The sequence below is a fragment of the Flavobacterium tructae genome (assembly GCF_002217475.1).
Lineage (GTDB): Bacteria > Bacteroidota > Bacteroidia > Flavobacteriales > Flavobacteriaceae > Flavobacterium > Flavobacterium tructae.
On the sequence record NZ_MUHH01000049.1, the window covers coordinates 1 to 21,655 of the forward strand.

Sequence of the window (21,655 nt, forward strand, 5' to 3'; positions counted from 1 at the left end):
AAAAAGAGAAAATTTCAGATAATCTGAAATTTTCTCTTTTTTAGTTTAATTCAGCTTTTTTCTTAAGGTTTCCTCCATTTCATAGAATTTGCTTTCGAGATCATGAATCTTTTCATAGATATTAACAGGATCCGGCATTTGTTTAGACGCATACATACTTGCATACCAAACTTCCAGAATATCTTCGGCATAAATAGAATACATTGGGTAATTTCCGTCTCTGTTATCCGATTTAAGGATTAATTTTCCACTTTCCCTAATTCGGTTTAAAACCCTTTTTACTACTACCCCGTCGTTCTTACTGATGATCACATAAATTCTTCCGTCTAAGATGTCATCAAAATTATCGACATATTTCCCAAAAAGATAATCCCCATCGTGTATGGTTGTCGACATCGAATTTCCTTTGATTTCAAAACACCTGTAGGTTCCATTCTTTAGCATCGGCATACTGAACGAAGGCAGGGTTTCCATATACTCCGGATCTGAATAACCGTCCAGGTACCCCGCACGTGCTTTAACGCCAACAAAATTGATGTTTTCCTCTCCGTCTTCATTTACCGTTATAATTTTCGGCAAATTTAAACCAACCGCATCATTGGTTTTCTGAACAAAAATTTCATCGCTTGCTCCAAAAAAATACTCCGGATTTACATTGCAATGGGTAATAATACTTTGGAGTAAATCAAAACCAGGTTTTGTTCTTTTTCTTTCTCCATCAGATTGCAATCTTCCAATCGTGATACTATCTATTGTAGTACTGGTTACTCCTATTAACTTTGCGAATGAGTTATTGTTTAACTTCAATTCGTCTATAATACGTTTTATTTTAGCATGTATTTCCATGTTGTAGTTGTATTTGCTCATTATATGTAATATGTTTTACCCCCCTATACACATTCCACTATATGTTGCAAAACTAAATAATATAAAATGAATAATCGCATTTTTTAAACTTTTTTTCATATAACTACCGAATATAAAGACATTTGAGAGTTGTTTCCTATCGTATTGCTCGAATACAAAGTAAAAAAACACAAATCATATTACTGAAACTATTGCATTTTAAACTGTAATATGTTGCATTTATTAAAACATATGTTGTATATTTGTCAAAAAATAATCCATCATATGATTTTAAAAGATTTTTATAACGAGAAAAAAAACGCAATTCAATCAGAGTTTACCTCTGATGCGCCAACAGTACAACTTTATAGTGATGCTATTTTTAAAACATCAATCGAAACACCGATCGTAATGTTTAAATACGACAACATCAACTGGGAAACATCCTCTGAAAAAAACTATAAGGCCGATGTATCTTTTTGCCTGTATATTGTATTACCGGTAGACACTATTTCATCAACAAGTTACGCAAATGCATTTAATCTTGCACAGCGTATAGACAAAGCGGTATTATCTAAAAACAACAGTAATACGCATATTGATACCAATTCAACATTCAAAATAAGGGAAAAACAATGTACAAACGAACATACTTATTGGAATAAAAATGATTATTTTATTTGGGAGATCACTTACAAAACCACATTGATCGAAAATACCTTAAAAAAGAAATACATCCTCTTTAATAACGGATTAAGCAACGAAGCTCTGGAAGACTTAGGATACAATTTAACCTCTGATATCATCTCCATAAATCCAAACCAAGTTAAAGGCGCTATAGATTTAGATACCACTCCCTAAAATCCAGTCGGCAATTTAAGAAAGTTAATTCCAATCAGATCATTAAGCAGCACCTTACCAAAAACAAAATTAATCCTTACCCTTAAAACTCCACAAATGAAAAGAAGCAGAACACTATTAGACAAAAGAAGAGAATATGTTATTAATTATCTAAATAGAAATCAGGCTAAACAAATGAAAGTTGTGGTTTCGGAACTTTCGGATACTTTGTTCTTAACGGAGCGTACCATCTATACGATTATCAATGAAGGTCTTTCTTTGGAAGCCAGCGCTTAATAGACTGAAACTACTGGCTTTGACCATTCAAAAAATTGGAAAAACACCCTTTGAGCCTTAAATTTGTACTCGCCGGCAGACCACAAATTCACTTCTAATCTAAGATAACAAACCTACTTGTATTGACCTCCAAAAAGCATCTTTGCTACTTTTTGAGTCTTAGATTACGAATACTATTTTAAAAATAACAATTAACTAAAAACGAGAAGTTTAACAACTTGTCACAGGTCTCTTTTTGCCCTTTTTTAAGCAAAAAACAAATTTTAAACATTTAAACATTTTATATTATGAGTACATTAAACGATGTAGTAATTACCAAATTATCAGGCGGATTAGGAAGAAGAAATCCGGAGCAGGACATGGTTTCTGGATTACTTTTTGATGGAGTTTCGACTGAAAAATTAGCATTAGATCAAGTAAAACGTCTGGCTTCATTAGAAGATGCCGAAGCATTAGGAATTACAGCTGATTATGATGTAAACGGACAATCGGCCTACTACCAAATTCAACAATTTTTCAGAATGAATCCGTCCGGAGATTTATACATTATGGCCACCACAGCTCCTTCATATTCTGCTATCGTTGAAAAAGCAATGAATATGCAAGAGCAGGCAAATGGCAATATTCGTCAACTTGCAGTAATTTTTAGTGGTGAAACAGCATTTACGGAAACAAAAGCTGCAGTAACAAAAGCGAAAACTCAAACTGCTCTTGGCTATAAAGACTTTATGCCTTTTGAAATTATTCTGGAAGGAAAAGGCTTTGATGTTGACACAGCCACAAATATGACGGAATTAAATGCTGAAAATGTATCGGTAGTAGTAGCTATGGATCCCGAAAAAGCTTTTGAGCAAAAATTGTTTATGAAAGGTGCTACCCCAAAAGATGACAAACTTTACACTTTAGCTCTTAACGAAAAATTAGTAGCCGTAGCAAATTCGTCTAATCTTTACAAGGTAGAGAAAACCGATGGCAGCAATAACGACGATAGAGAGAGGCTTGAGTTTACATTCAAAGACGTTTACAAAAATACTGCTGCAGTTGGATTAGCATTAGGCGCTATTTCGAAAGCTAAAGTATCAGAGAACATCGCCTGGATCGAAAAATTCAATCTTACCGGTGAAGGTTTTTCTAAAGCAGGATTCATTGGAGGTCAGAAAATCAAATCACTTGCAGATTTAAGAACTTTAAATGAAAAAAGATACATCTTTACCCAAACACACACAGGTTTAGCCGGAATTTATTTCAACGACAGCCACACTTGCACGACAGGTACATCTGACTATGCTTATATCGAAAACAACCGTACGATCAATAAAGCAACCCGTTTGTTACGTGCCGCTTTACTACCAAAATTAGCTTCTCCGGTTTTAGTGGACATCGATGGTAAATTACCGCAATCGGTTTCAAAAAGTTTCGAAGGATTATGCAGAAGTGCCTTAGAGGGAATGGTAGCGAATCAGGAAGTGTCTGCTTTTGATGTGTATGTAGATCCAAAACAAAACATTTTAGCAACTTCAGAATTAAAAGTGAAAGCCGAAATTACTCCAATAGGAACCGCCCGTAAAATTAAAGTTGATTTAGGATTCAAAAATCCTTTCGGAATCGATAAAGCATAATTTAAGCTTTTCTTATCTCTCAAAAACAATAAAATCTCATCAGGATATTGTCGTCTTTCAATCGTCTCAAATAGTGATTGAATCCGATGATAGGCCTGGAGTGTTATCAGAATTATAAAATAAAAAATCAAGAAACATATGAATAAGTTACCCCTAATTAACGGACAACAACACAGCTGGTCATCAATTGAAGTAAGTATCGCAGGCAACATTGTTACCGGTATTACCGCTGTCAACTATAGCGACTCAGTATCAAAAGAAAACCACTACGGAGCCGGCGATATGCCTGTGCACAGAGGTAGAGGAAAATATGAGGCAAAAGCTTCTATCACCTTATACAATTATGAGGTAGAAGCTATTCTGGCCGCTTTACCAAAAGGACAAAGATTGCAGGATATTAATCCGTTCAGCATCATTGTAAGTTATTTGGATGACAGCAACGACGTAATTACTCACACGGTAAGAAACTGTGAATTCAACTCCAACAGTAGAGGAATTAGTCAGGGAGATACTAAAATTGCGGTTTCTTTTGACTTAATCTGCTCTCATATCGAATGGAACTAACCATTAGCAATACTCCTTAACCTTACTAATTCCTGTCTAAAAAACCGACTCAAAAGAGAAACCCAATCTTATAGCGTTATGCAGAAAAGAAGTTCAAAAGCAACATGATTTCTGTCCGCAAATTATTTCTACAGCTCTTAGCGAGTCCGTTTTCGGACAGGTAATTATCTACTTCACAGGCTGCCTGAGCATTTTCATCCTGAAATGCAGCTCAGGTAGCCTATTTTTCAATCCAAAACAAGTTCTTAAAATGGAAACAACTAACACCAAAACTGTCGATATCCTGGACGGAAATATTACCCAGGCGCAGCTCAACCAGTGGAAGTACAAACATAAAAAAGTAGTTAAACTCACCATTGCCGACGATGACGAAACTACACTGTTTGCGTATTTCAAAAAACCCGATATGAGTATTCGTGCTGCCGTTTTACAAGCATCCAAAATGGATGAATTTAAAGCGCTGGAAGTTCTTTTTAAAAACTGTTATCTGGGCGGTGATGCCAAAATTGAACAAGAAGACGATTTACGTCTCAATATCACTACTGCATTTTCAGATCATATCCAACCGAAACCTGTTAAAGTCGAAATTTTATAACAAGCATCTTTATTATCCTCCTGCAAAACCTTACCATCATGATTGTTAAAAACCATACTATATTACTAAAAGATACTAGCGAAACCGAAATGATTCGCTTTAGACAAATTATGCTTGGCATTTGGAGGCAGCAAATTGAGGATGATGAAAATACTTCTAAAATAAACATGTTTGTTGAAGAATGGTCCAAAAAGAAAAAGAAAAAGAAGAAAACTAAAAAAGTCATCCCTATCTATAAGAACATCTACATAGCCTTAGACTATGACGGAACTCAAGTAGGCGATCAAAACCGAGAAATCGTGGAATTCACATCTATGGAAAAATCCGGATGGAAAGGAATTTATGCTTCTAATATTCGGGAAGCAAATACGCAATTAATTAACTATTTGAGAGGAACAATAGCAGATAATATCCTTTTAGAAACTCACGGCGGCCCAGAACGTTATTTGAACAAAAATGGAGAAGTACTTTCGGTAGGAACTTATATGTCTGCGGATAACAACAACCGTAGTCATATTGGAGAAAAAGATTTATCTAACAGCATTACCGGAACTAATACTAAAAATCAAGACGATGTCAACGCGCTTGTAAGTATAATAAAACAAATTAAGCCAAAAGGCAATTTCTATTTGCAAAGTTGCAATACTGCTGATAGTGATATTTTTTTTAACAATCTGCACACATTAACTGGAAACACTGTAAATTTGTATGGCAGTAATGAATTAACTTCAACAAGATTTGTATTAAATAAAAATAAAAAGGGTATAGCAAATTATACCCCAGCGAATCTTTTCGATAGAAATACTATTACAACACGAGGAGGAAAACTCTACCAAGCTGATCGCAAAGATGAACCTCCAATATTATTAAATAATATAAAAATTAACAAATCCGGAATCGTCTCATTTTAAAATTAATTGTATGAAATTATTGTTTTTTTACTTCATCGTTGTTTTATCTTCCTATTCACAAACTTCCTTCCACGGTATCTTAAAATCTCTTAATGGAGTTTCAGAAACTAATATTTCGGAATCCAATAGAGCTTCATTTTATTTAGGAAAAGATTCATTTGATAAATTTACATCAAACAAAATTTTAGATCTCTACAAAGATTCCAGTACAAAAGCAGAATATTGCATCATACCAATAAGTATATCCAGTGAGTTTAACATTTATGTTCAAATTCCCTCATTTATTCTCAAAGAAAAAAAGAATCTGGTAACCACAAATGTCTACGGTTCTTATTTGATTTTCGATAAAAAAGACAGTAAATTATACCGTATAGATTGTGAAAGTTCTTGTGGTTCCGTATACAAAAAGAATAAAAACGTTTTAATTACTAATAGCTCTTTTAATATGTTGATGCCTAGTGTTTTTATTCTCGATAAAGACCTAAAAAACTTAAAAAAAGTAATGTAAAACGATTTGAAATAGTCTCTTAATCCTCATTTTTCAAAGTCAAAAAAAACGAGTACTATTTATAATATTGCAAATATTGGCTTTTTTTATAGTTCAAACTCTAAATATAAATCTTTAGCCATCAATTTGAGATCATTTTTTAATCAATGACAGCTCGCAGTATGCCAAGCACAACATATATAAATTACGAAGAAAAAAAAGGATTTTGGATTGGCGAATTTACGTTTGAAATTATTTGTGCCTTTATTGTAACGGCATTTGAACAAATTACACTACAGGATAAACCAGATTGGTATTTAGAAATTTTTGAAGACTTTGACGAAATCAGAAAGGGACATCTACAAAGAAGAATGGTTCTTTTACTAGAAGATTATTTAGCATTCTTACCCGAAAAAGAAAATAAAATCATTGAAGTCTTTGAATTAGCAAAAAAACTAATACAAAATGAAGGAGAAAAGATACTTCCTGAAAAGCTCAATAAAATGCAAGATATAAAAGATTGGCCACAAACTGAAGTAGAATGGACAGGTCCTATATATACAGATGATATGATTCATGTTGTGGATATTATGATACTAATGCTTAAAAAAGAATGGACTGAACAGGACTATACAGTAGTCTTTAAATATTAAGTCTTTTACATATTATTAAAATCGAACTGTAAATTCAGTATCATTTGTTTTCTTATCTAACCTTCCTGAATTTAGAACAGTTTCAGTCTAATCATCTCTCAAGACTAATCTTTTACCTTTCTTTATTTAGCCGGATTTTTAATAAATTTATTCCTTTAATAGAAGATTTTTAAACCTTTACTGCTGAAAATAAATCATGACAACAGAAGAACAAATAATTGAAAAACTAAAAACATGGTTAACAAAAACAAAAGTCATATCGTATGATGAGCGTATCCCCTTGAATTGCTGGGATAAAGAATTAAAAGAATTGAGAGATGGAATAGCAAAAGAAGTTTACATAGTATCATTTAAAACAAAAAGCACCAATATAGAGTATAATGAAAAAGGCGAAGTAGTTTCTTTTTTCGAAGGAATGTATTGCTTTGCCTATTTTGATGCTGAAACGTTAGAACTGCTTTATATAATGAAAAAGGCGGGATATATTGAGGTTGACGGTTCTTATTAAGTAAAACCAATGCATTTTTTTAATTTTCCTCATTAATAAAACAATGAAAACTATAACAAAAGTTCTATTCTTTATTGGAGTTTTTCTTTTTCTCTTCAGCTATATTATTGATCCGTATAAAATCAATGAAGAAAGTTATATTGTAATTGATGGAGATACTGTCGCTTTCTTAAAAATGTTATACATAATTACATGCCTGCTTTTCGGATATTCATTTTACATATTTCTAAAAATTTTCAAAACTAAAACTTATACGATTTTTTCTTTTATTCTATTTGTGATCAATTTAACACTTTTGTGCAAAATGTTTTTCTATTTTGATTCATTTCTAGAATAAAATTCTAAAGAAAGCTTATTTATTCTTCTGAAGATAATTCAATCTTGACCAATGTATGATTCATAAATTGTGCATAAAACAATAAAATAATCTATGACCACAAAAGAACAAATAATTGAAAAACTAAAAAACTGGCTGGAGAAAACAAAGATTTCGTACGATAAAGATATTGGAATAAATTGCTGGAATAAAGAATTCAAAAAATTAAGAGATGGAAACGACAAAGAAATCTATATTGTAGATTTTCAAACAGAAGATAAAATCGAATATGATGAAAATGGTGAAATTATTTCATTATTTGAAGGCATGTCTTGCTTTGCTTATTTTGATGCCGAAACATTAGAACTGCTTTATATAATGAAAAAGGCGGGATATATTGAAGCTGACGGTTCTTATTAATACATTAAAAATTCAATTTTCAATCTATTAAGAACCCGTTCTCTAGACTAGAAAAACGGGTGTTTTTTTATCATTTATTTTCATTTTTGTCTACAAAACAAAGTACTAAAACGCATAACCACCTCCACTTAAATCACTGATTAACAAAGTTATAATATTTCCACAACACACCGTTTCAGAGTATTTCCACAGTGCTCTTGAGATTAAATTCTTTTCTCAAAAAACATAAAAAATACATCTTCAGAATTTATCCAACGATCCGTTTTTAATCGTAAATAAGTTTTAATACCAGTATCATTTTATCGATAAAAAATACTCTGACCATTTTTCTAAACAGTCGGGACAGGATTTTTATGCTCAAAATCTAAAATCATTAATACCAATACATATGGATCAAACTACAAAAAAACACATTGATTTATTACATCCTTCAGTCAGGGAAGAAATGGCCAAAATCATCGAAGAATGTAATCTGGCTTTAACCGGAAGGGCAAAAGTTCGCATTACACAAAGTCTCAGAACTTTTCAGGAGCAGGAGGATCTTTATGCTTTTGGCCGCACCAAACCCGGAAAAAAAGTAACGAACGCTAAAGGAGGCCAATCCATTCACAATTATGGCTTTGCAGTCGATATCTGTTTAATTATCGACGGCAAAACCGCTTCCTGGGATACCGTAAAAGACTGGGACAACGACCAAATTTCGGACTGGCAGGAATGTGTCGAAATTTTTAAAAAATACAACTGGAACTGGGGCGGAGACTGGAAAACTTTTAAAGATCTTCCACACTTTGACAAAAAAGGGTACAGCGATTGGAAGGTGCTTAGCAAATTAAAGCGTGACCGAAAAAACTATGTAATCTTATACAAATAACGCAGATGAAACCTTTTAAATTAAAACATACAGCTCTCCTACTTGTTCTGACTTTTACCATTACCTCCTGTACTTCCATAAAAACAGCTCCATTCGACCTTTATTCTTATCAAAAAACAATTGCAGTAAAAGTCGAAACCATTAAACTAATGGAGAAAGCTACTACCCCATATACGGTTCATAAAGTCGAAATAAACGCTTTATTCCTTGACATTGAAAAGTTGACTGAATATGAAAAAAATAAACTCCATAACGAAATCACTTTTTCGATGTGGAAAATGCTAAACGATAAAGAAAAGAATCTTTTGGCCGGTTTTTTCAAACGATGGGAAACAAAAGGAATTTTATCTCCAGCTTTTATACAAGAATCTGAAAAACAAGTTTTGCAAGCTCTCGATTTACTGATTCAATACGAAGCCAAAAAAGATAAAGAGTCAAAAGATGCTCTTTTATATTTAATCAACAGCAATACCTGAAACGATGCATAACGATACATTACTAGATCAATTAAAAAGTAAACTCAAAATTATTATAACAGAAAGTTATAAGGATAACAAATTCGAACTGGAGAAAGATCTGAACACTTTTTTAGAAATCTCCAGAGAGAAATTGGAACGCTGGTTCTTTCTTTTCTCCTCCGGAAATCTAACCGAAGAAGATTTAGAATGGCTGTTAAAAAGTCAATTCAATTTAATGGAATTTCAAACGCTTCAAGCAACCGGAATATCAAAAATAAAACTGAATGCTATTAAAAACAACATTCTAAAAATGATTTTTAAAGTACTTCTTGATCTGGTTATCCCACGGGGTTAAATCTTTGTGTTTCCTCAAAAAAATAAAAACCAAAATGCTAAAAATCAACAACTTAAAACCAATAATCAACTTACTGAAACTACTGATTCGCAAGCCTCAAAATCTTGGTAAAAGACAAATTCGGACGTATTTTTACAGTATCAAATAAAGGGCATTTTTTGAATATGGCGCGCAGATTCAAAGGAGCTATTCATTAACAAAAAAACAAAAAGTAACTACATATGAGAGATTTTATCATAGAAGATGACTTGTTAATCACCAATGGAGATTTCTCCATTAAAAATGCAGATCAGCAAAACATAGAACATCTATTGCTAAGTCAAAAAGGAAGTTATAAAGAGTTTCCTATTCTTGGAGTAGGAATAAAAAAATACATTAATAGCCCGGATGCAACCTCCAGGTTAAGACTGGAAAACGAAATAGACAAACAATTATCGTATGACAACTTTCACGTAAAAAAACTAGATGTCAACGATTTACAAAACATTAAAATCGATGGAAACTATTAAACCACAAGAAAATCAAAACATTTTTGATGTCTCTTTACAGGAATACGGAAGTATTGAAAAAGTATTCGACCTTTTAGACGACAACGACAGATTTAACCTTACAGAAGACCTTTCTGTTTATGAAGATTTAAAAATAGGCCGCGAAGCTTTCAAAAAAGATATTGTAGAATATTACAATACCCGAAACTTAAAGCCTGCCACAGCTATTACAGAAGAAGAACAGTATTTACTGGATAATTTCTCCGGAATCGATTATATGATTATTGAAGACGATTTTATCATTTATTAGCAACTTTTTTAGGCCATAACAATCTGAAAAACAGCACAAAAGTTCAGATTATCAAACAAAAAGACCTATTCATTTCTCCTTTTAGAAGTCTCTAAAAAAAACTACTTCTCTGTAGTATTTACAAATAACATAAACAATTATCTCTAAGCATATTACACATGTCTTACAGGCTAAACTATTTCAAAAAATTAAAATATGGCACGTACAATTGCTGAAATACAGAACGAAATTCTGATTGAGAAAGGAAAGCAATCTTCCTTAAACAACTTAACAGATTCAAAAACTGCTATTTGGAAACTTTGGATCAACATAGTCGCCACCGCTATCTGGATTCACGAAAAAATAGTAGAAAAAAATGCGCTGATCTCAAGACCGCATACCTTAAACTGGTACAGAAGCCAAGCCTTAAATTTTCATTACGGACTTACTTCAACCTCTGATTCCAACAGCAAAATACCATTCCTCTGGAAAGATGGTTCGTATCAGTTTGACACTACAGGTCTTGACGAAACAGAAATCGAAAAATTAAAAATAATCAAACATTGCGCAGTAAGCGAAATTGATCTGGAAACAGTACTCGATCCTACACAAAAGAAAGACCGCGAAACTATTTTTTCGGACTACTTCCGTAACAAAGTGGGGGTAGTATTTTTAAAAGTAGCCACGGTAAAAGGCGATAAAATCTCGAGAATTGATGTTCCTAATGAACTCTACGCCTTCAAAGAATATATGGCAAAAATTAAAGATGCAGGAAACCATATTCATATCTCTTCTGATAACGGTGATATCCTAAAATTAAACTTAACCGTTTATGTTGATCCTTTGAACATCTATATTGATCCGGCAAATCCTGCAAATCCAAAAAATGGTTCATTGATTCTGAACGAAAAGATATTTCCTGTACAAGATGCTGTCAAAGAGCATTTAAAAAGTATTGAGTTTAATGGCGCTTTTGTAAAAACCTATTTTGTCGATGCTTTGCAGAATACGCCGGGCATTAAAATCCCAGTTGTAAATAAAGTCGAAACCAGCTGGGCTAAAAATCCAAATGACCAACTAAGCCCTCCTTTAGAAGATGTTACTAAAACGGAATACTTTATCCCTAACTCAGGCTATTTTGATCTGGATGCCCTAGAGATACAGGTAAATTATATTCCTTATACATTTTACCGAGACAAACAATAGCCTAATACCAATACTATGAATAAATACACTGTTTTAAAATGGGAAAAGCTACTATTATGGCTCATTCCGCCGGTTGTCAGAAAAAAAACGCATCTCGAATGGCTCAATGTTTTACTGGCTCCTCTTCGTACGATTTATGAAGAGATATTATACAAAATGCAGCATACAGGGCAGGTCATTTATCTGGAAAAAGTACTCAACGACGCTTTTAATCCCACAAAAAATTACGATCCCAACCTAAGTATGGAACAAAAGCGATTAGAAGAACTAATTTACATCGATGAATCTATCAAGCCCGCTATTCAATATGTCTATCTCCACAAAGAATACTACGAACCGGATATTACTTTGCCCGACAAAAAGGTAAAAAAAGGAGCTTTAATGATTCCGCAATTAAACATTTTTAATAATAATGAGCTTAAAAACAGAGACAACAAACCTGTTTATCTCGCACATCGCAAAGATTATACTAAAGTAAATTATGCCAATTTTAGGGTATTTATACCTAAACACTTAATAAAAAGCGGAACTATAGAAATACTGCCTAATAAAGACGTAGAGTTGTCAAAAACTACCGCTATTCAGGTAACTGACACCGCATACCACAACTTACTCAATTTCTATAAACTGGCCGGAAAAAGCTACGAAAGCTATAGTTATGTACAGGAAATCATGGATTAAAAAATCGCTCCAAAAAACTATTGACGATTAACTAAATCAATGACATTAAAACAAATAAACAACATACGTTAAAACAAATAAAAAATGAAACAAATAAATTTTAGCCATGAAGGAGGTTTTCCTCTTGAACAGGAAACTTTAGAAAGACTTCAGAACGCCTACAGAACGGAGTTATTTGGAGCTTTAAAAGCGCATTTTGGCGTTGCAATCGGTGAAAATTGTATTATCGCCGAACCAACAGCCAATAGAGACGGTTGGGCTATAGTACATGATGAAAAGGATTTTTTAAAAGAAGGAGTTTTATATCCTATCCGAAATACGACTGTAACAGGCTATCTAAAAACAATTCGAACAGGCACAAACCTGGTTTACGGAACAGGAAGATCTCAAACTGCTTATTTTGATTTTGAAGCCGTGTATATTGAATTACCAGAATATACTGCTGGTAAAGCAACTCCTGAAATTGACACAGATGACCTAAAAGTAAGATATTATCAGTTGAAAGATTTTAGAACGATTAAAGATATTCCTGCTGTCGAACGTATTTTGAAAACACTTCAGGATCAAATTGATGCAAATAAAGAAAAAATTCTAAAAGCAACTGATGATATTGCAGAAATTAATAAATATTTTCCCGGTATCAAAACAGACGTTACTAATCTTAAGTCAGACGTCATCAATATTAAAAAAGAATATCTTCCTATAGACGGCTCAAAAGCCATGACCGGAAATCTAACGGTAGAGGGAAAAGTATATTTAAAGCAGACCGGCAAGGAAAATCCTGATGGTTCTATATTAGTACTGGACAGTTCAAATCAGGTTATTAAAAGCAATACCTTAATCAGTCGTTTACTTGAGCGTGTTGCAAAATTAGAAGAGAAAAAACCAGTTGAATCCCCCATACCAAAAGGAATGATTGCCATTTGGGGACGACCTGCTGCTGAAATTCCCGAAGGCTGGCAAGAATATGCTCCTTTGAGAGGAAGAATGCCTGTAGGATTTGATCTCACTCAGTCAGAATTCAATCGAATTGAAAAGCAAAGTGGTGAAAAAAATAAAACCTTACTAATTGAAGAAATGCCTCCACATAGTCATGGTTTACCTATTGATGGAGGTGGGACAACTGACATGCCAACATTAAGCGGCTCACGTAATAATGATGAAAAAATATCTGATGTTTATAAAACTGGTCCAAGTGGAGAAGGCAAAGCTTTCTCTCTTCTAAATCCTTATAGCGTAGTTCACTTCATCGAGTATACAGGGCTGCCAAGAGATACAACAAAACCAACGCCTCCAACAAATCTAACCGTAACAAAAGTTACCAGTTCAAGTATATCTCTAGGCTGGACAAAAGCCACTGACAATGTAGCGGTAACTGACTACTTAGTATCTATAGACGAGGGTGACTATATTTCACTAGGCGACGTTGATAAATATATTGCTACTAATTTAACTCCGGAAAAATCCTATACTTTTAAAGTTTTTGCAAAAGATGCCGCAGGAAATATTTCAGATGGCAGTGCAATTACTAAAGTTACTCCTAAGGCAATTCCTGTGCCAACCCTTTTACCCATTGAAATCCAAGGCAATGAGGTTGTTATTAAATGGAATCGTATAGAAAGTTACACCCCTATTAGTTATAGATTAATTAGACGAATAGCAGACAAAACTGATGATACTCCCGCAGAATTTGCTGACATAAAATCTACCAGTCAAACAGACTATTATGGTGGAAATCAGAAAGTATATACCTATTATTACAAAGTACAAGCATTAGGTGAAGATGGGAATGAGTCTCAATTTAGTGAAGAAACTAGTAAAATTGTACCCCCGTATGATCCTAACTGTTTCTATATAGAATCTCCTGTAACAATGGCATCAGGGCAAACCAAAAAGCTAAAAAATATTGTCATTGGTGATAAACTCCAGGGATTCTCCTTCCCAAATGAGATTGACGAGTCTGAGGGCGATTATATGACATGGAACGGAAAATTAAATGAAGCCGCCAAGGCGGAGGTAACTGTAACTGATAAAAGGACAAGTATCCAACCCAATTATTATGAAATTAAAACCCCAGATACCACAATTAAAGTTACTGGAGAACATCCACTTTTGGTAACTGAAGATGGTGAAAATCTAAAATGGACACGTGCTAAAAATGTACAGCAAACGATGTTATTGATTGACAAACTCGGAAAAACCATACCTATTGAATCGATTGTATTCAAAGAAGAACCTCTTGAAGTAGCTCTTCTGGATGTCGAAAATGTAGACAATTATGTTATTTCAGGAATCGTTGCTCACAATACAAAAGTTGATCCACTAGAATAAACCTTATTACTCTTTTGGGGGAATATATCCCCCAAAAGATTCCTCATCTCTCCTTTTTAACCTAAACTAACGCTATGAAAATTGTAAAATTTATTTTTACCGCTTTGGCATTGCTGTGGCTTTTTATAACCATCCTGATCACGGCACAAGTAGCCATCCTTATACTACCAATCCTTTTTATTTCGAAAAAACATTACACCGAATGGATCCTCTTTACATTTGCCTTAATCTGCTCTTTTGGCGTTTACCCCATTTCTTTTATCTATGCCGCCATCAAATGGAAAGGCTTTCTAAATTATTTAAGAAAACTCAGCTTAAGTATTGATATCTCAGGAAATATGGTCGCCGGGGCCTTATTGAACGACAACTTTATTGCGAGCAATTCCGTCCATAAATTTGGCGTTGTTCAGGAAACGATCAGCGACAATTTAGGCGAAAACGAAAGAGACAATACCTTATCCGTTTTCGGAAAGAGATTTACCAACCTGCTTGGCGTAATTGATTTTGATCACGCCAAAAAGTCTATAGTAGAAGATTAATTCAACCCTAAACCTATGATGATGCATAGAATTACAGAATATTCAAATGAATTAAAATTATTGCTTTATGGAATTTTTATTTACCTGGAAATGGATGCAGAAATTGTGAAAGTGCTGTTTTATTTAATGGTATTGGATACTTTTTTAGGCATTGTCAAAACCATTGTATTGAATAATCCTTTTAGCTTTAAAAAACTGGCTCTGGGATTTGTATCCAAACTGGCCGTATTGTTGATTCCAACAGCTCTGGCCTTAATGAGCAAAGGACTCAATTACAACTTCAAATGGTTTGTCACCATTGTAATGGATTTACTGATCGTAAGCGATGGCATTTCAATCATCAGCAATATAATAGCGATAAAAACAAAAAAAGAAGTAGAGAATTTCGATGCCATGACTTTGATTTTGAAGTCGATCAGAAATCGTTTGATACAACTTTTCAAGAGAATTTTGATTACAATTGACCCCAGATACCATGTTGAAGAATAATCCAATACACTTTTAAGCAGAAAAAAAATAAAACAAATTATAATGGCAACAAATATAAATACTATTCTGAGCTGGTTCAAAACCAGATCAAAGCCTACACAAAAGCAATTCCACGCTACATGGTTAAGCTTTTGGCATAAAGATGAGCAGATTCCACAGGCCTCTATTTCTAATTTGACCACAACTTTAGACGCAAAAACGGATCAATCTCAGTTTCACGCTCATATCACAGACGATAATGCTCATCTTGCAGCCTTTGAAAAAAAATTAGACAAAGGCGATTACAACGGAACAGCGCAACATTTAAAAAATGATATTGATTCTGTAGAACAAAATTTGCTTGAGAATTACTACGACATAAGCAAAGTGAATGAAGGTTTTGCTGCAAAATTGGATAAAGGAAGCTACCAAGGAACTGCACAAGATTTATTTAATGCAATACCAAATCTGAGTGCATCAAATTTAAAACTTGAAGGTTATCCAAATACCCGAAACGATGGTCAAATTTCAATAAATAAAGTTTTGACAACAGATTCTAATGGATACTTAAAATTAGTTACAATTCCAGTTGCCCCTCCTCCTTATTTAGAAGAATTAATACCGGATAGTTATTTGCCAGCGACTACTGGAAACATTATATTAAAAGGCTCTTTCTTTACACCAAATATGACAATTTCTCTTGAGGGGCAAACCGTAAATTATAAAACATTTATAAGTGATAACGAATATCACTTGAATGTAACTACTGGTAACACAGAAGGTAATTTTGATGTTACGCTAAACAATGGTATATCTCAAACTTTCCCGGATGCGCTATTGATTGTATTGGGTACCGTTTTTACACCTGTAGAATCTGACTGGCAGTCTAAATCAAATATAGATGTAACAGTTGGTGATTATCCAAAAGTAACAGCTCCGCAAATTAATGCTCTTGCTTATTGGCTACCTCCAGTTAATTACACTAAGAATTGGAGAATTAGTTTTAAGTATGTACAAAGTTCTTTTGATCCTTTTTCCGGAGGTAATTCATATCTTAGGATAAAAAGTGCTACAAATACATTGTTGAGTCTAAGAATGATAAACAACTTATACGTTTACACTGGTAATTCTAATGAATTGCGAGCAATTAGATCAATAGATCTAAACAAAACAATAGAAATAAGGAAAGTAGGTTCTTTAATTTCTCTTTATAAAGATAATGGCGAACTGATTTTGATAGTAAGTGACTTTGAAACTATGTCAGAAAACATGAGAATTAGTTTAGACCTATCAAGTATGGACATATCAAACATCAAATACATCGAAACAGCATAAATTAAAAATTATGGAACTAATAGATATAGAATTCATTCCTGCATCTGAAGGTAGCAAAGCTGAAATTATATTGGAACATTATCTTAACAAGTTTAAAACACAAGCCAATACTTTGACAGATATTAGCTTTGATTGTTTACCTTTCTTGTATGCAAAAGAACCACATTACAATATGAAAGGTGTTAAAGTCTCTAAATCATACTTTGACAAATCAAATCGCGAAGCTATTCGTATTAATTATACTAAAATATATGAAGATTTCATCTATAAAGGAATATCATACTCGAAAATTTTCAAAGGACTACGTAAGGAAATTTGCTATTTTAATTGGTGTGGACAGATTGCGTACACTAAGTGTCTACAACCATACTACTTTTCACTACAACCTATTTTTTTAGGTGATGGCACAGAAACAATTAAAGGTTTTTCCAGTCAAAAGCAAAGAAAAATTTTAAAAGAAGAACGTTATGCAGCGGATGAATGGCTAAACTCACAAAATCCAGATTTGCATACCATATTACATTCTAAATATGGCCTTCTCTATCAAACTTATTTACAAATAGGTTTTAAAGAAAATCTTCTCCTGGCACTTGAAACAGAAACCGATCCGAGCATTCTAACATTTTTTAATAATGAAGTTTTTGGAATGGAGTCTATGACGGCCAAAGAACTAATAATATCGATTTTACAATAAATCGTAACATTATTAATATTTATATCTTTGTTTTTAGCACTGAAAGTTTTTCTACTGGATTATTGTTACCTCTCTTTTTACCCTACAACAATTAATTTCTGATTCTAATATACTTTCCAACAGATATTAAGAAAACAATCATAGAGATATTTTTATAAAATCATTAATGAAGTTACTACTAGTTAAATATTGAACTTCAAATAAATAGCCCTCTTACAAAACAGCAAGAGGGCTTTTGAAACACTTTTTACATTTTACATTTTACTTCTTAATAAATTTCTGCACATAGTTCGCTTTATCGGTTACTATATTGATAATGTACATTCCATTGGTAAAATCACTAACGTTAATCTGATTGTTATTGAATTGAGTGTTAATCGATTTACCCGAAATATCATAGACTGTTACATTCAACACTTCGTCTTCCGTTCTAATGTTCAATACATCTGAAACCGGGTTTGGATAAACTGCCAATTCTAATTTCGTAAACTCACCGGTACCTAAATTGGTTGTTGTATTTACGGTGATTGATTTTTCAATCAGTTTACCATTGGAATTAAAACGAACCACCACTGTTGCAGTACCCTGAGTTTTTGGAGTCAGAACCAATTCGTCATTCACATTTATTACGGCCGAAACCACCTCTGTATCACTAACTGATTTTACAGATTTCACGATCGCTGCCGACAAGTTATCAGTATCCGAGACAATGTTTTTTAAATCGATTACAGTTGGTTCTTTTACCGAAACTTCCGATGGCAGAGTATTGCTCACTACAGGTGCTGCATTATCCGGAAAAACGGTCGTTCCGGGAAACCAATAGTAATCGTCTAAAACTCTTGTCTGAATTAAATTTCCTGTACGATCAAAAGTATGAACCCAGTTTTTCTGAAAATGTGCTCCAAACCCGTTTTCTGTAGTATTGAGAATCAGCTCATCTGAAACCGGATCAATACGTAGGGCGGCACCATAAGGAATTTGTTTAAAAGCATCTGTCTGACCAGGAATCGTTGCAAAATTCTCATTAAAGGTTTTTGAAGTAATATCAAATTTTACAATTTTTGTTCCTGAAGTAAAAGAACTGATAGCGTTTATCCAAAACAAAGTATTCTCCTGAGTGCTATAAGTAAAACTTCCCGCGTTCCAGGCTCCCCAAGAACCTAAGTATTTAGTTGTTGGAATTGCATATTCGATTGCCGTAAAAGTTGTTGCATTAATATTGATTAGCTTTTGATCCTGAATTCCCCATACACTTCCGTCTTTGGCCTGAACTACTGAGTGGAATTTACCGGTAATAGTCTTAATCAAAGTATTAGTAGCAGGATCAATTATCAGCATTCCTCCACTTTGTGTTACTGCAAATACATACTGAGACGTACGAATCATATTGCCGATCTGTCCTGCAGTACCTGTGCCTGCTAATAAACTCCCCACTTTCAGATTAGCAATATCAAAAAGATAAATACCTTTTGAAGTACCGATATATCCTGTATTTTCATTTACTCCAACAAACGAACGTCCATCTGCACCAATGTTTGCAAATCCGGCAATTTTTTTCATGGTTTTTGCATTGGCAACAACCAATCTTCCGCCTGGACTAAAATTTTGATCTCCTCCACTTGCTGCCTGTTTGGAAATAAAATAAAAATTATCTCCGTAAATTGTTCCATAACAAGTGGTCACGCCAAAGGTTTCATTGTTGTTCGCTATACTGTAAATTCGGTAATTAGTACTTCCGTCTTTATTAATAAAATTCACAGAACCATTGGTATGTCCGAACCAGTCTTCGTTTACCATAAAAAATCCATTCGTAAAATCTGTTGCTTCTGCATAAGGTGCAACCGGAGTAAAAGTTCCGGCAATAGGAAGCCCATTTTTAGACGGTGCGTAATTCCAAACATCCCAGGAATCATTTTGCAGAATACGACCAGATGCCCCTGTACTTACGGCAGTAAAATCAGCATCGGCAGGATTTTTCCCCCAATACGTCCATTCTCCATTTGTCCATCCGGATTGCCAGTGATCGTTTGTATCAATTGCTGTGTAGCTGTCAAAATCATAGGCAGCTGTATTCACAAAACCATTTGTTGGATAAAGAGGATAAGTATAATCTGTGCCTTTATAAAGTCCGATCGTTTTAATTCCATTCAGATCAAAACCCAATCCTCCTACGGAAGATCCTGTTTGTGTTCCTTTATACAAGAGAGCGAAAAAACGACGATCTGCCTTTAGTATGGCTTTCAACATGTCTTCTCCTGTGGCGGTACCCTCCCATCTGAATCCCCAGACTAAAGCATCGGTATTTTTACCATCATTCCACTGCACCACAAATGCCGCCCGATTAGAGCCGGTACCTATCCAATATTTAATATCATCAAAGGTTGTCACAGCAGTCGTGTTTTTAGCAATTTTATTTTTCGCTGCTGTTTGTTTATTATTATTTAGAATTGTGCCCTCCAATACTACCTGCCCACGCATAAAAACGACAGAAAGGAACATCAATAATAACAAGTAATTTTTCTTCATATTCAATTTAATTTTAATTTTTCATTATTTGAGATACAGGTCATAAGCTCCGGCAACATCTGTAGAAACTTCTCCCAGCCAGCCTGCTTCCTGATTGATTGCGGTATGTATTTTGACGAAATCTATTCCGGGAAGTTTTACGTATTTTCCGTTTTTGTCTACCGCCCAGGAAATGTCCATATTCGAACCTTCGTCGCTATTGGGCGCATTATCGGCATAACCAAAATCAAATCCTGTGCCTACCCAATAGTTTCCGGTACCACTTTGATCATAAAAATTATCTTTAATTCGGGTTCCTTTCAAGATATAAGAAGCCTCCGAAATCCATAGCGGATAATAGCTTTGTTCGTGAAATCCATTTTTAGTTTTATATCCTGAATTCCCCTGATTGTCTTCCCATTTAATGTACTGCACATCAGTCTGCCAAAAATCCTGACCTGCAACAGCCGGTTTGTTAGGATCCGGTTTGAAATAAGTCACACTATAGTTCTTCACGGTAGTACTTTTAAAATATTCACTTCCGGCTATTTCGTACCATTCGTCCTCGTCAGGTTTCCCATTTTTATTTTTATCGTAAGCCACCAGAATAATTCCGGGTTCACAAGAACCTGAACGAGTTTCCTTTGTGTCATTAGCCCAAAATGCATTTCCTAAAATTTTAAAATCACGGCCATTCATGTTTGGAATCGTATGATCAAAACCAAATACAACATAGCCTCCAAATCCGCCTAAGGATATCATGCTGGCATTAGAACCAACAAGTGACTTTTTTGCGGCATTGATCAAATTACTTTCGGTATTTCCCGGTGCGTATAAGGGAAGTTCATTGGTAAACTGACCGACTCCGGGACGAAATTCCAATACATTAGAGATGTACTTACTATAATTTCCGGTCTCTTTTGTTACGTTGATAATCGATTGGAATGTTTTTACAACACCATTGGTCTCCACTTTTAACGTTAAGGGGTAATTCTTTGCATACGGACTGATAAAATCCAGTTGAAGGCTTTCTGAGATCACTGAATCTTTAATACTCCAGGTTAATTTTGAATTACTATTTAATTTTAAATCAATATTGAGCACTTTAAAACGATCTATCGTATAGGATTCTTTTAATACTTCTCCCTGATTTTGATTTCCAGAATCATCTTCCCGATCGGTTCCACAGGAAATAAATCCGAGTAAGAGGGTTAATACTAGCGTACTCTTTAAAAGTGCAAAAGGGACTCTTTTCATATTTTTTTTTATTTTTATTCTTTAATGACACATGATTGCTGAGGTACAACAAAATAAATTTCCAGTGAGCGTAACATCTAATTCTTCACTCTTCACTCTTCACTCTTTACTCTTTACTCTTT

Annotated in this window: 25 protein-coding genes; 22 read left to right on the forward strand and 3 right to left on the reverse strand. The window is 34.0% G+C overall.

Features of this window, described 5'->3' with window-relative positions; all coding sequences use genetic code 11:
• Nucleotides 1-45: 45 nt before the first annotated feature.
• Nucleotides 46-867 (reverse strand): XRE family transcriptional regulator, encoded by an 822-nt coding sequence (locus B0A80_RS18550; protein WP_233430780.1) that lies wholly within the window; start codon nt 865-867, stop codon nt 46-48.
• A gap of 264 nt (nt 868-1,131) precedes the next feature.
• On the opposite strand from B0A80_RS18550, the gene B0A80_RS18555 reads away from it, so the two are divergent.
• The 22 genes from B0A80_RS18555 (at nt 1,132) to B0A80_RS18665 (ending at nt 17,771) form a co-directional block, all read left to right on the forward strand.
• A complete protein-coding gene (locus tag B0A80_RS18555; RefSeq protein WP_017498029.1) occupies nt 1,132-1,707 on the forward strand; it encodes a hypothetical protein in 576 nt (191 codons plus the stop codon).
• A 96-nt stretch (nt 1,708-1,803) separates the two neighbouring features.
• Nucleotides 1,804-1,983, forward strand: coding sequence for a hypothetical protein (locus B0A80_RS18560; RefSeq protein WP_017498028.1), 180 nt, complete (start codon nt 1,804-1,806; stop codon nt 1,981-1,983).
• A 287-nt stretch (nt 1,984-2,270) separates the two neighbouring features.
• A complete protein-coding gene (locus tag B0A80_RS18565; protein WP_089078274.1) occupies nt 2,271-3,602 on the forward strand; it encodes a DUF2586 domain-containing protein in 1,332 nt (443 codons plus the stop codon).
• A 138-nt stretch (nt 3,603-3,740) separates the two neighbouring features.
• Nucleotides 3,741-4,166 (forward strand): hypothetical protein, encoded by a 426-nt coding sequence (locus tag B0A80_RS18570; RefSeq protein WP_089078275.1) that lies wholly within the window; start codon nt 3,741-3,743, stop codon nt 4,164-4,166.
• 250 nt (nt 4,167-4,416) lie between these two features.
• Nucleotides 4,417-4,761 carry a hypothetical protein gene (locus B0A80_RS18575; protein ID WP_089078276.1) on the forward strand — a complete coding sequence of 115 codons (345 nt, stop codon included), beginning with the start codon at nt 4,417-4,419 and terminating at the stop codon, nt 4,759-4,761.
• Nucleotides 4,762-4,799: 38 nt separating this feature from the next.
• Complete coding sequence (locus B0A80_RS18580; RefSeq protein WP_089078277.1) at nt 4,800-5,672, forward strand: hypothetical protein; 873 nt, start codon at nt 4,800-4,802, stop codon at nt 5,670-5,672.
• Between the two features lie 10 nt (nt 5,673-5,682).
• Nucleotides 5,683-6,180 carry a hypothetical protein gene (locus B0A80_RS18585; RefSeq protein WP_070907330.1) on the forward strand — a complete coding sequence of 166 codons (498 nt, stop codon included), beginning with the start codon at nt 5,683-5,685 and terminating at the stop codon, nt 6,178-6,180.
• A 146-nt stretch (nt 6,181-6,326) separates the two neighbouring features.
• Entirely contained in the window at nt 6,327-6,812 is a 486-nt protein-coding gene (locus B0A80_RS18590) for a hypothetical protein (protein ID WP_070907331.1), read from the forward strand.
• A gap of 196 nt (nt 6,813-7,008) precedes the next feature.
• Nucleotides 7,009-7,320 carry a hypothetical protein gene (locus tag B0A80_RS18595; protein ID WP_017498022.1) on the forward strand — a complete coding sequence of 104 codons (312 nt, stop codon included), beginning with the start codon at nt 7,009-7,011 and terminating at the stop codon, nt 7,318-7,320.
• 430 nt (nt 7,321-7,750) lie between these two features.
• Nucleotides 7,751-8,056 carry a hypothetical protein gene (locus B0A80_RS18605; RefSeq protein WP_070907333.1) on the forward strand — a complete coding sequence of 102 codons (306 nt, stop codon included), beginning with the start codon at nt 7,751-7,753 and terminating at the stop codon, nt 8,054-8,056.
• 388 nt (nt 8,057-8,444) lie between these two features.
• Entirely contained in the window at nt 8,445-8,927 is a 483-nt protein-coding gene (locus tag B0A80_RS18610) for a M15 family metallopeptidase (protein ID WP_070907334.1), read from the forward strand.
• Nucleotides 8,928-8,932: 5 nt separating this feature from the next.
• Nucleotides 8,933-9,403 carry a hypothetical protein gene (locus tag B0A80_RS18615; protein ID WP_089078278.1) on the forward strand — a complete coding sequence of 157 codons (471 nt, stop codon included), beginning with the start codon at nt 8,933-8,935 and terminating at the stop codon, nt 9,401-9,403.
• Nucleotides 9,404-9,407: 4 nt separating this feature from the next.
• Entirely contained in the window at nt 9,408-9,740 is a 333-nt protein-coding gene (locus tag B0A80_RS18620; RefSeq protein ID WP_089078279.1) for a hypothetical protein, read from the forward strand.
• 221 nt (nt 9,741-9,961) lie between these two features.
• Complete coding sequence (locus B0A80_RS18625) at nt 9,962-10,249, forward strand: hypothetical protein (protein ID WP_070907337.1); 288 nt, start codon at nt 9,962-9,964, stop codon at nt 10,247-10,249.
• Nucleotides 10,236-10,538 (forward strand): hypothetical protein, encoded by a 303-nt coding sequence (locus B0A80_RS18630; protein ID WP_017498015.1) that lies wholly within the window; start codon nt 10,236-10,238, stop codon nt 10,536-10,538. The genes B0A80_RS18625 and B0A80_RS18630 overlap by 14 nt, the downstream gene beginning before the upstream one ends.
• A 195-nt stretch (nt 10,539-10,733) precedes the next feature.
• On the forward strand, nt 10,734-11,723 hold the full coding sequence (locus B0A80_RS18635; RefSeq protein WP_070907338.1) for a hypothetical protein: 990 nt from the start codon (nt 10,734-10,736) through the stop codon (nt 11,721-11,723).
• A 15-nt stretch (nt 11,724-11,738) separates the two neighbouring features.
• The gene (locus B0A80_RS18640; protein ID WP_089078280.1) at nt 11,739-12,404 is read left to right on the forward strand and encodes a hypothetical protein; all 666 of its coding nucleotides are present in this window, start codon (nt 11,739-11,741) and stop codon (nt 12,402-12,404) included.
• 84 nt (nt 12,405-12,488) lie between these two features.
• On the forward strand, nt 12,489-14,735 hold the full coding sequence (locus tag B0A80_RS18645) for a fibronectin type III domain-containing protein (RefSeq protein ID WP_089078281.1): 2,247 nt from the start codon (nt 12,489-12,491) through the stop codon (nt 14,733-14,735).
• 74 nt (nt 14,736-14,809) lie between these two features.
• Nucleotides 14,810-15,274 carry a hypothetical protein gene (locus B0A80_RS18650; RefSeq protein ID WP_070907341.1) on the forward strand — a complete coding sequence of 155 codons (465 nt, stop codon included), beginning with the start codon at nt 14,810-14,812 and terminating at the stop codon, nt 15,272-15,274.
• A gap of 15 nt (nt 15,275-15,289) precedes the next feature.
• Nucleotides 15,290-15,763, forward strand: a complete 474-nt coding sequence (locus tag B0A80_RS18655) for a phage holin family protein (protein ID WP_233430781.1) — start codon at nt 15,290-15,292, stop codon at nt 15,761-15,763.
• A 42-nt stretch (nt 15,764-15,805) separates the two neighbouring features.
• Entirely contained in the window at nt 15,806-17,077 is a 1,272-nt protein-coding gene (locus tag B0A80_RS18660) for a hypothetical protein (RefSeq protein WP_089078282.1), read from the forward strand.
• Nucleotides 17,078-17,087: 10 nt separating this feature from the next.
• On the forward strand, nt 17,088-17,771 hold the full coding sequence (locus B0A80_RS18665; RefSeq protein ID WP_089078283.1) for a hypothetical protein: 684 nt from the start codon (nt 17,088-17,090) through the stop codon (nt 17,769-17,771).
• 261 nt (nt 17,772-18,032) lie between these two features.
• On the opposite strand, the gene B0A80_RS18670 is transcribed toward B0A80_RS18665, so the two are convergent.
• On the reverse strand, nt 18,033-20,297 hold the full coding sequence (locus B0A80_RS18670; protein WP_233430782.1) for a T9SS type A sorting domain-containing protein: 2,265 nt from the start codon (nt 20,295-20,297) through the stop codon (nt 18,033-18,035).
• Nucleotides 20,298-20,321: 24 nt separating this feature from the next.
• Nucleotides 20,322-21,533: a cell surface protein gene (locus tag B0A80_RS18675; RefSeq protein ID WP_089078285.1), complete on the reverse strand. Its 1,212-nt coding sequence runs from the start codon at nt 21,531-21,533 to the stop codon at nt 20,322-20,324.
• Nucleotides 21,534-21,655 lie beyond the last annotated feature (122 nt).

Excerpts from the sequence above, each read along its gene's own strand:
- B0A80_RS18550 (WP_233430780.1), bottom strand. The coding sequence starts at position 867 with ATGAGCAAATACAACTACAACATGGAAATACATGCTAAAATAAAACGT.
- B0A80_RS18555 (WP_017498029.1), top strand. The coding sequence starts at position 1,132 with ATGATTTTAAAAGATTTTTATAACGAGAAAAAAAACGCAATTCAATCA.
- B0A80_RS18560 (WP_017498028.1), top strand. The coding sequence starts at position 1,804 with ATGAAAAGAAGCAGAACACTATTAGACAAAAGAAGAGAATATGTTATT.
- B0A80_RS18565 (WP_089078274.1), top strand. The coding sequence starts at position 2,271 with ATGAGTACATTAAACGATGTAGTAATTACCAAATTATCAGGCGGATTA.
- B0A80_RS18570 (WP_089078275.1), top strand. The coding sequence starts at position 3,741 with ATGAATAAGTTACCCCTAATTAACGGACAACAACACAGCTGGTCATCA.
- B0A80_RS18575 (WP_089078276.1), top strand. The coding sequence starts at position 4,417 with ATGGAAACAACTAACACCAAAACTGTCGATATCCTGGACGGAAATATT.
- B0A80_RS18580 (WP_089078277.1), top strand. The coding sequence starts at position 4,800 with ATGATTGTTAAAAACCATACTATATTACTAAAAGATACTAGCGAAACC.
- B0A80_RS18585 (WP_070907330.1), top strand. The coding sequence starts at position 5,683 with ATGAAATTATTGTTTTTTTACTTCATCGTTGTTTTATCTTCCTATTCA.
- B0A80_RS18590 (WP_070907331.1), top strand. The coding sequence starts at position 6,327 with ATGACAGCTCGCAGTATGCCAAGCACAACATATATAAATTACGAAGAA.
- B0A80_RS18595 (WP_017498022.1), top strand. The coding sequence starts at position 7,009 with ATGACAACAGAAGAACAAATAATTGAAAAACTAAAAACATGGTTAACA.
- B0A80_RS18605 (WP_070907333.1), top strand. The coding sequence starts at position 7,751 with ATGACCACAAAAGAACAAATAATTGAAAAACTAAAAAACTGGCTGGAG.
- B0A80_RS18610 (WP_070907334.1), top strand. The coding sequence starts at position 8,445 with ATGGATCAAACTACAAAAAAACACATTGATTTATTACATCCTTCAGTC.
- B0A80_RS18615 (WP_089078278.1), top strand. The coding sequence starts at position 8,933 with ATGAAACCTTTTAAATTAAAACATACAGCTCTCCTACTTGTTCTGACT.
- B0A80_RS18620 (WP_089078279.1), top strand. The coding sequence starts at position 9,408 with ATGCATAACGATACATTACTAGATCAATTAAAAAGTAAACTCAAAATT.
- B0A80_RS18625 (WP_070907337.1), top strand. The coding sequence starts at position 9,962 with ATGAGAGATTTTATCATAGAAGATGACTTGTTAATCACCAATGGAGAT.
- B0A80_RS18630 (WP_017498015.1), top strand. The coding sequence starts at position 10,236 with ATGGAAACTATTAAACCACAAGAAAATCAAAACATTTTTGATGTCTCT.
- B0A80_RS18635 (WP_070907338.1), top strand. The coding sequence starts at position 10,734 with ATGGCACGTACAATTGCTGAAATACAGAACGAAATTCTGATTGAGAAA.
- B0A80_RS18640 (WP_089078280.1), top strand. The coding sequence starts at position 11,739 with ATGAATAAATACACTGTTTTAAAATGGGAAAAGCTACTATTATGGCTC.
- B0A80_RS18645 (WP_089078281.1), top strand. The coding sequence starts at position 12,489 with ATGAAACAAATAAATTTTAGCCATGAAGGAGGTTTTCCTCTTGAACAG.
- B0A80_RS18650 (WP_070907341.1), top strand. The coding sequence starts at position 14,810 with ATGAAAATTGTAAAATTTATTTTTACCGCTTTGGCATTGCTGTGGCTT.
- B0A80_RS18655 (WP_233430781.1), top strand. The coding sequence starts at position 15,290 with ATGATGATGCATAGAATTACAGAATATTCAAATGAATTAAAATTATTG.
- B0A80_RS18660 (WP_089078282.1), top strand. The coding sequence starts at position 15,806 with ATGGCAACAAATATAAATACTATTCTGAGCTGGTTCAAAACCAGATCA.
- B0A80_RS18665 (WP_089078283.1), top strand. The coding sequence starts at position 17,088 with ATGGAACTAATAGATATAGAATTCATTCCTGCATCTGAAGGTAGCAAA.
- B0A80_RS18670 (WP_233430782.1), bottom strand. The coding sequence starts at position 20,297 with ATGAAGAAAAATTACTTGTTATTATTGATGTTCCTTTCTGTCGTTTTT.
- B0A80_RS18675 (WP_089078285.1), bottom strand. The coding sequence starts at position 21,533 with ATGAAAAGAGTCCCTTTTGCACTTTTAAAGAGTACGCTAGTATTAACC.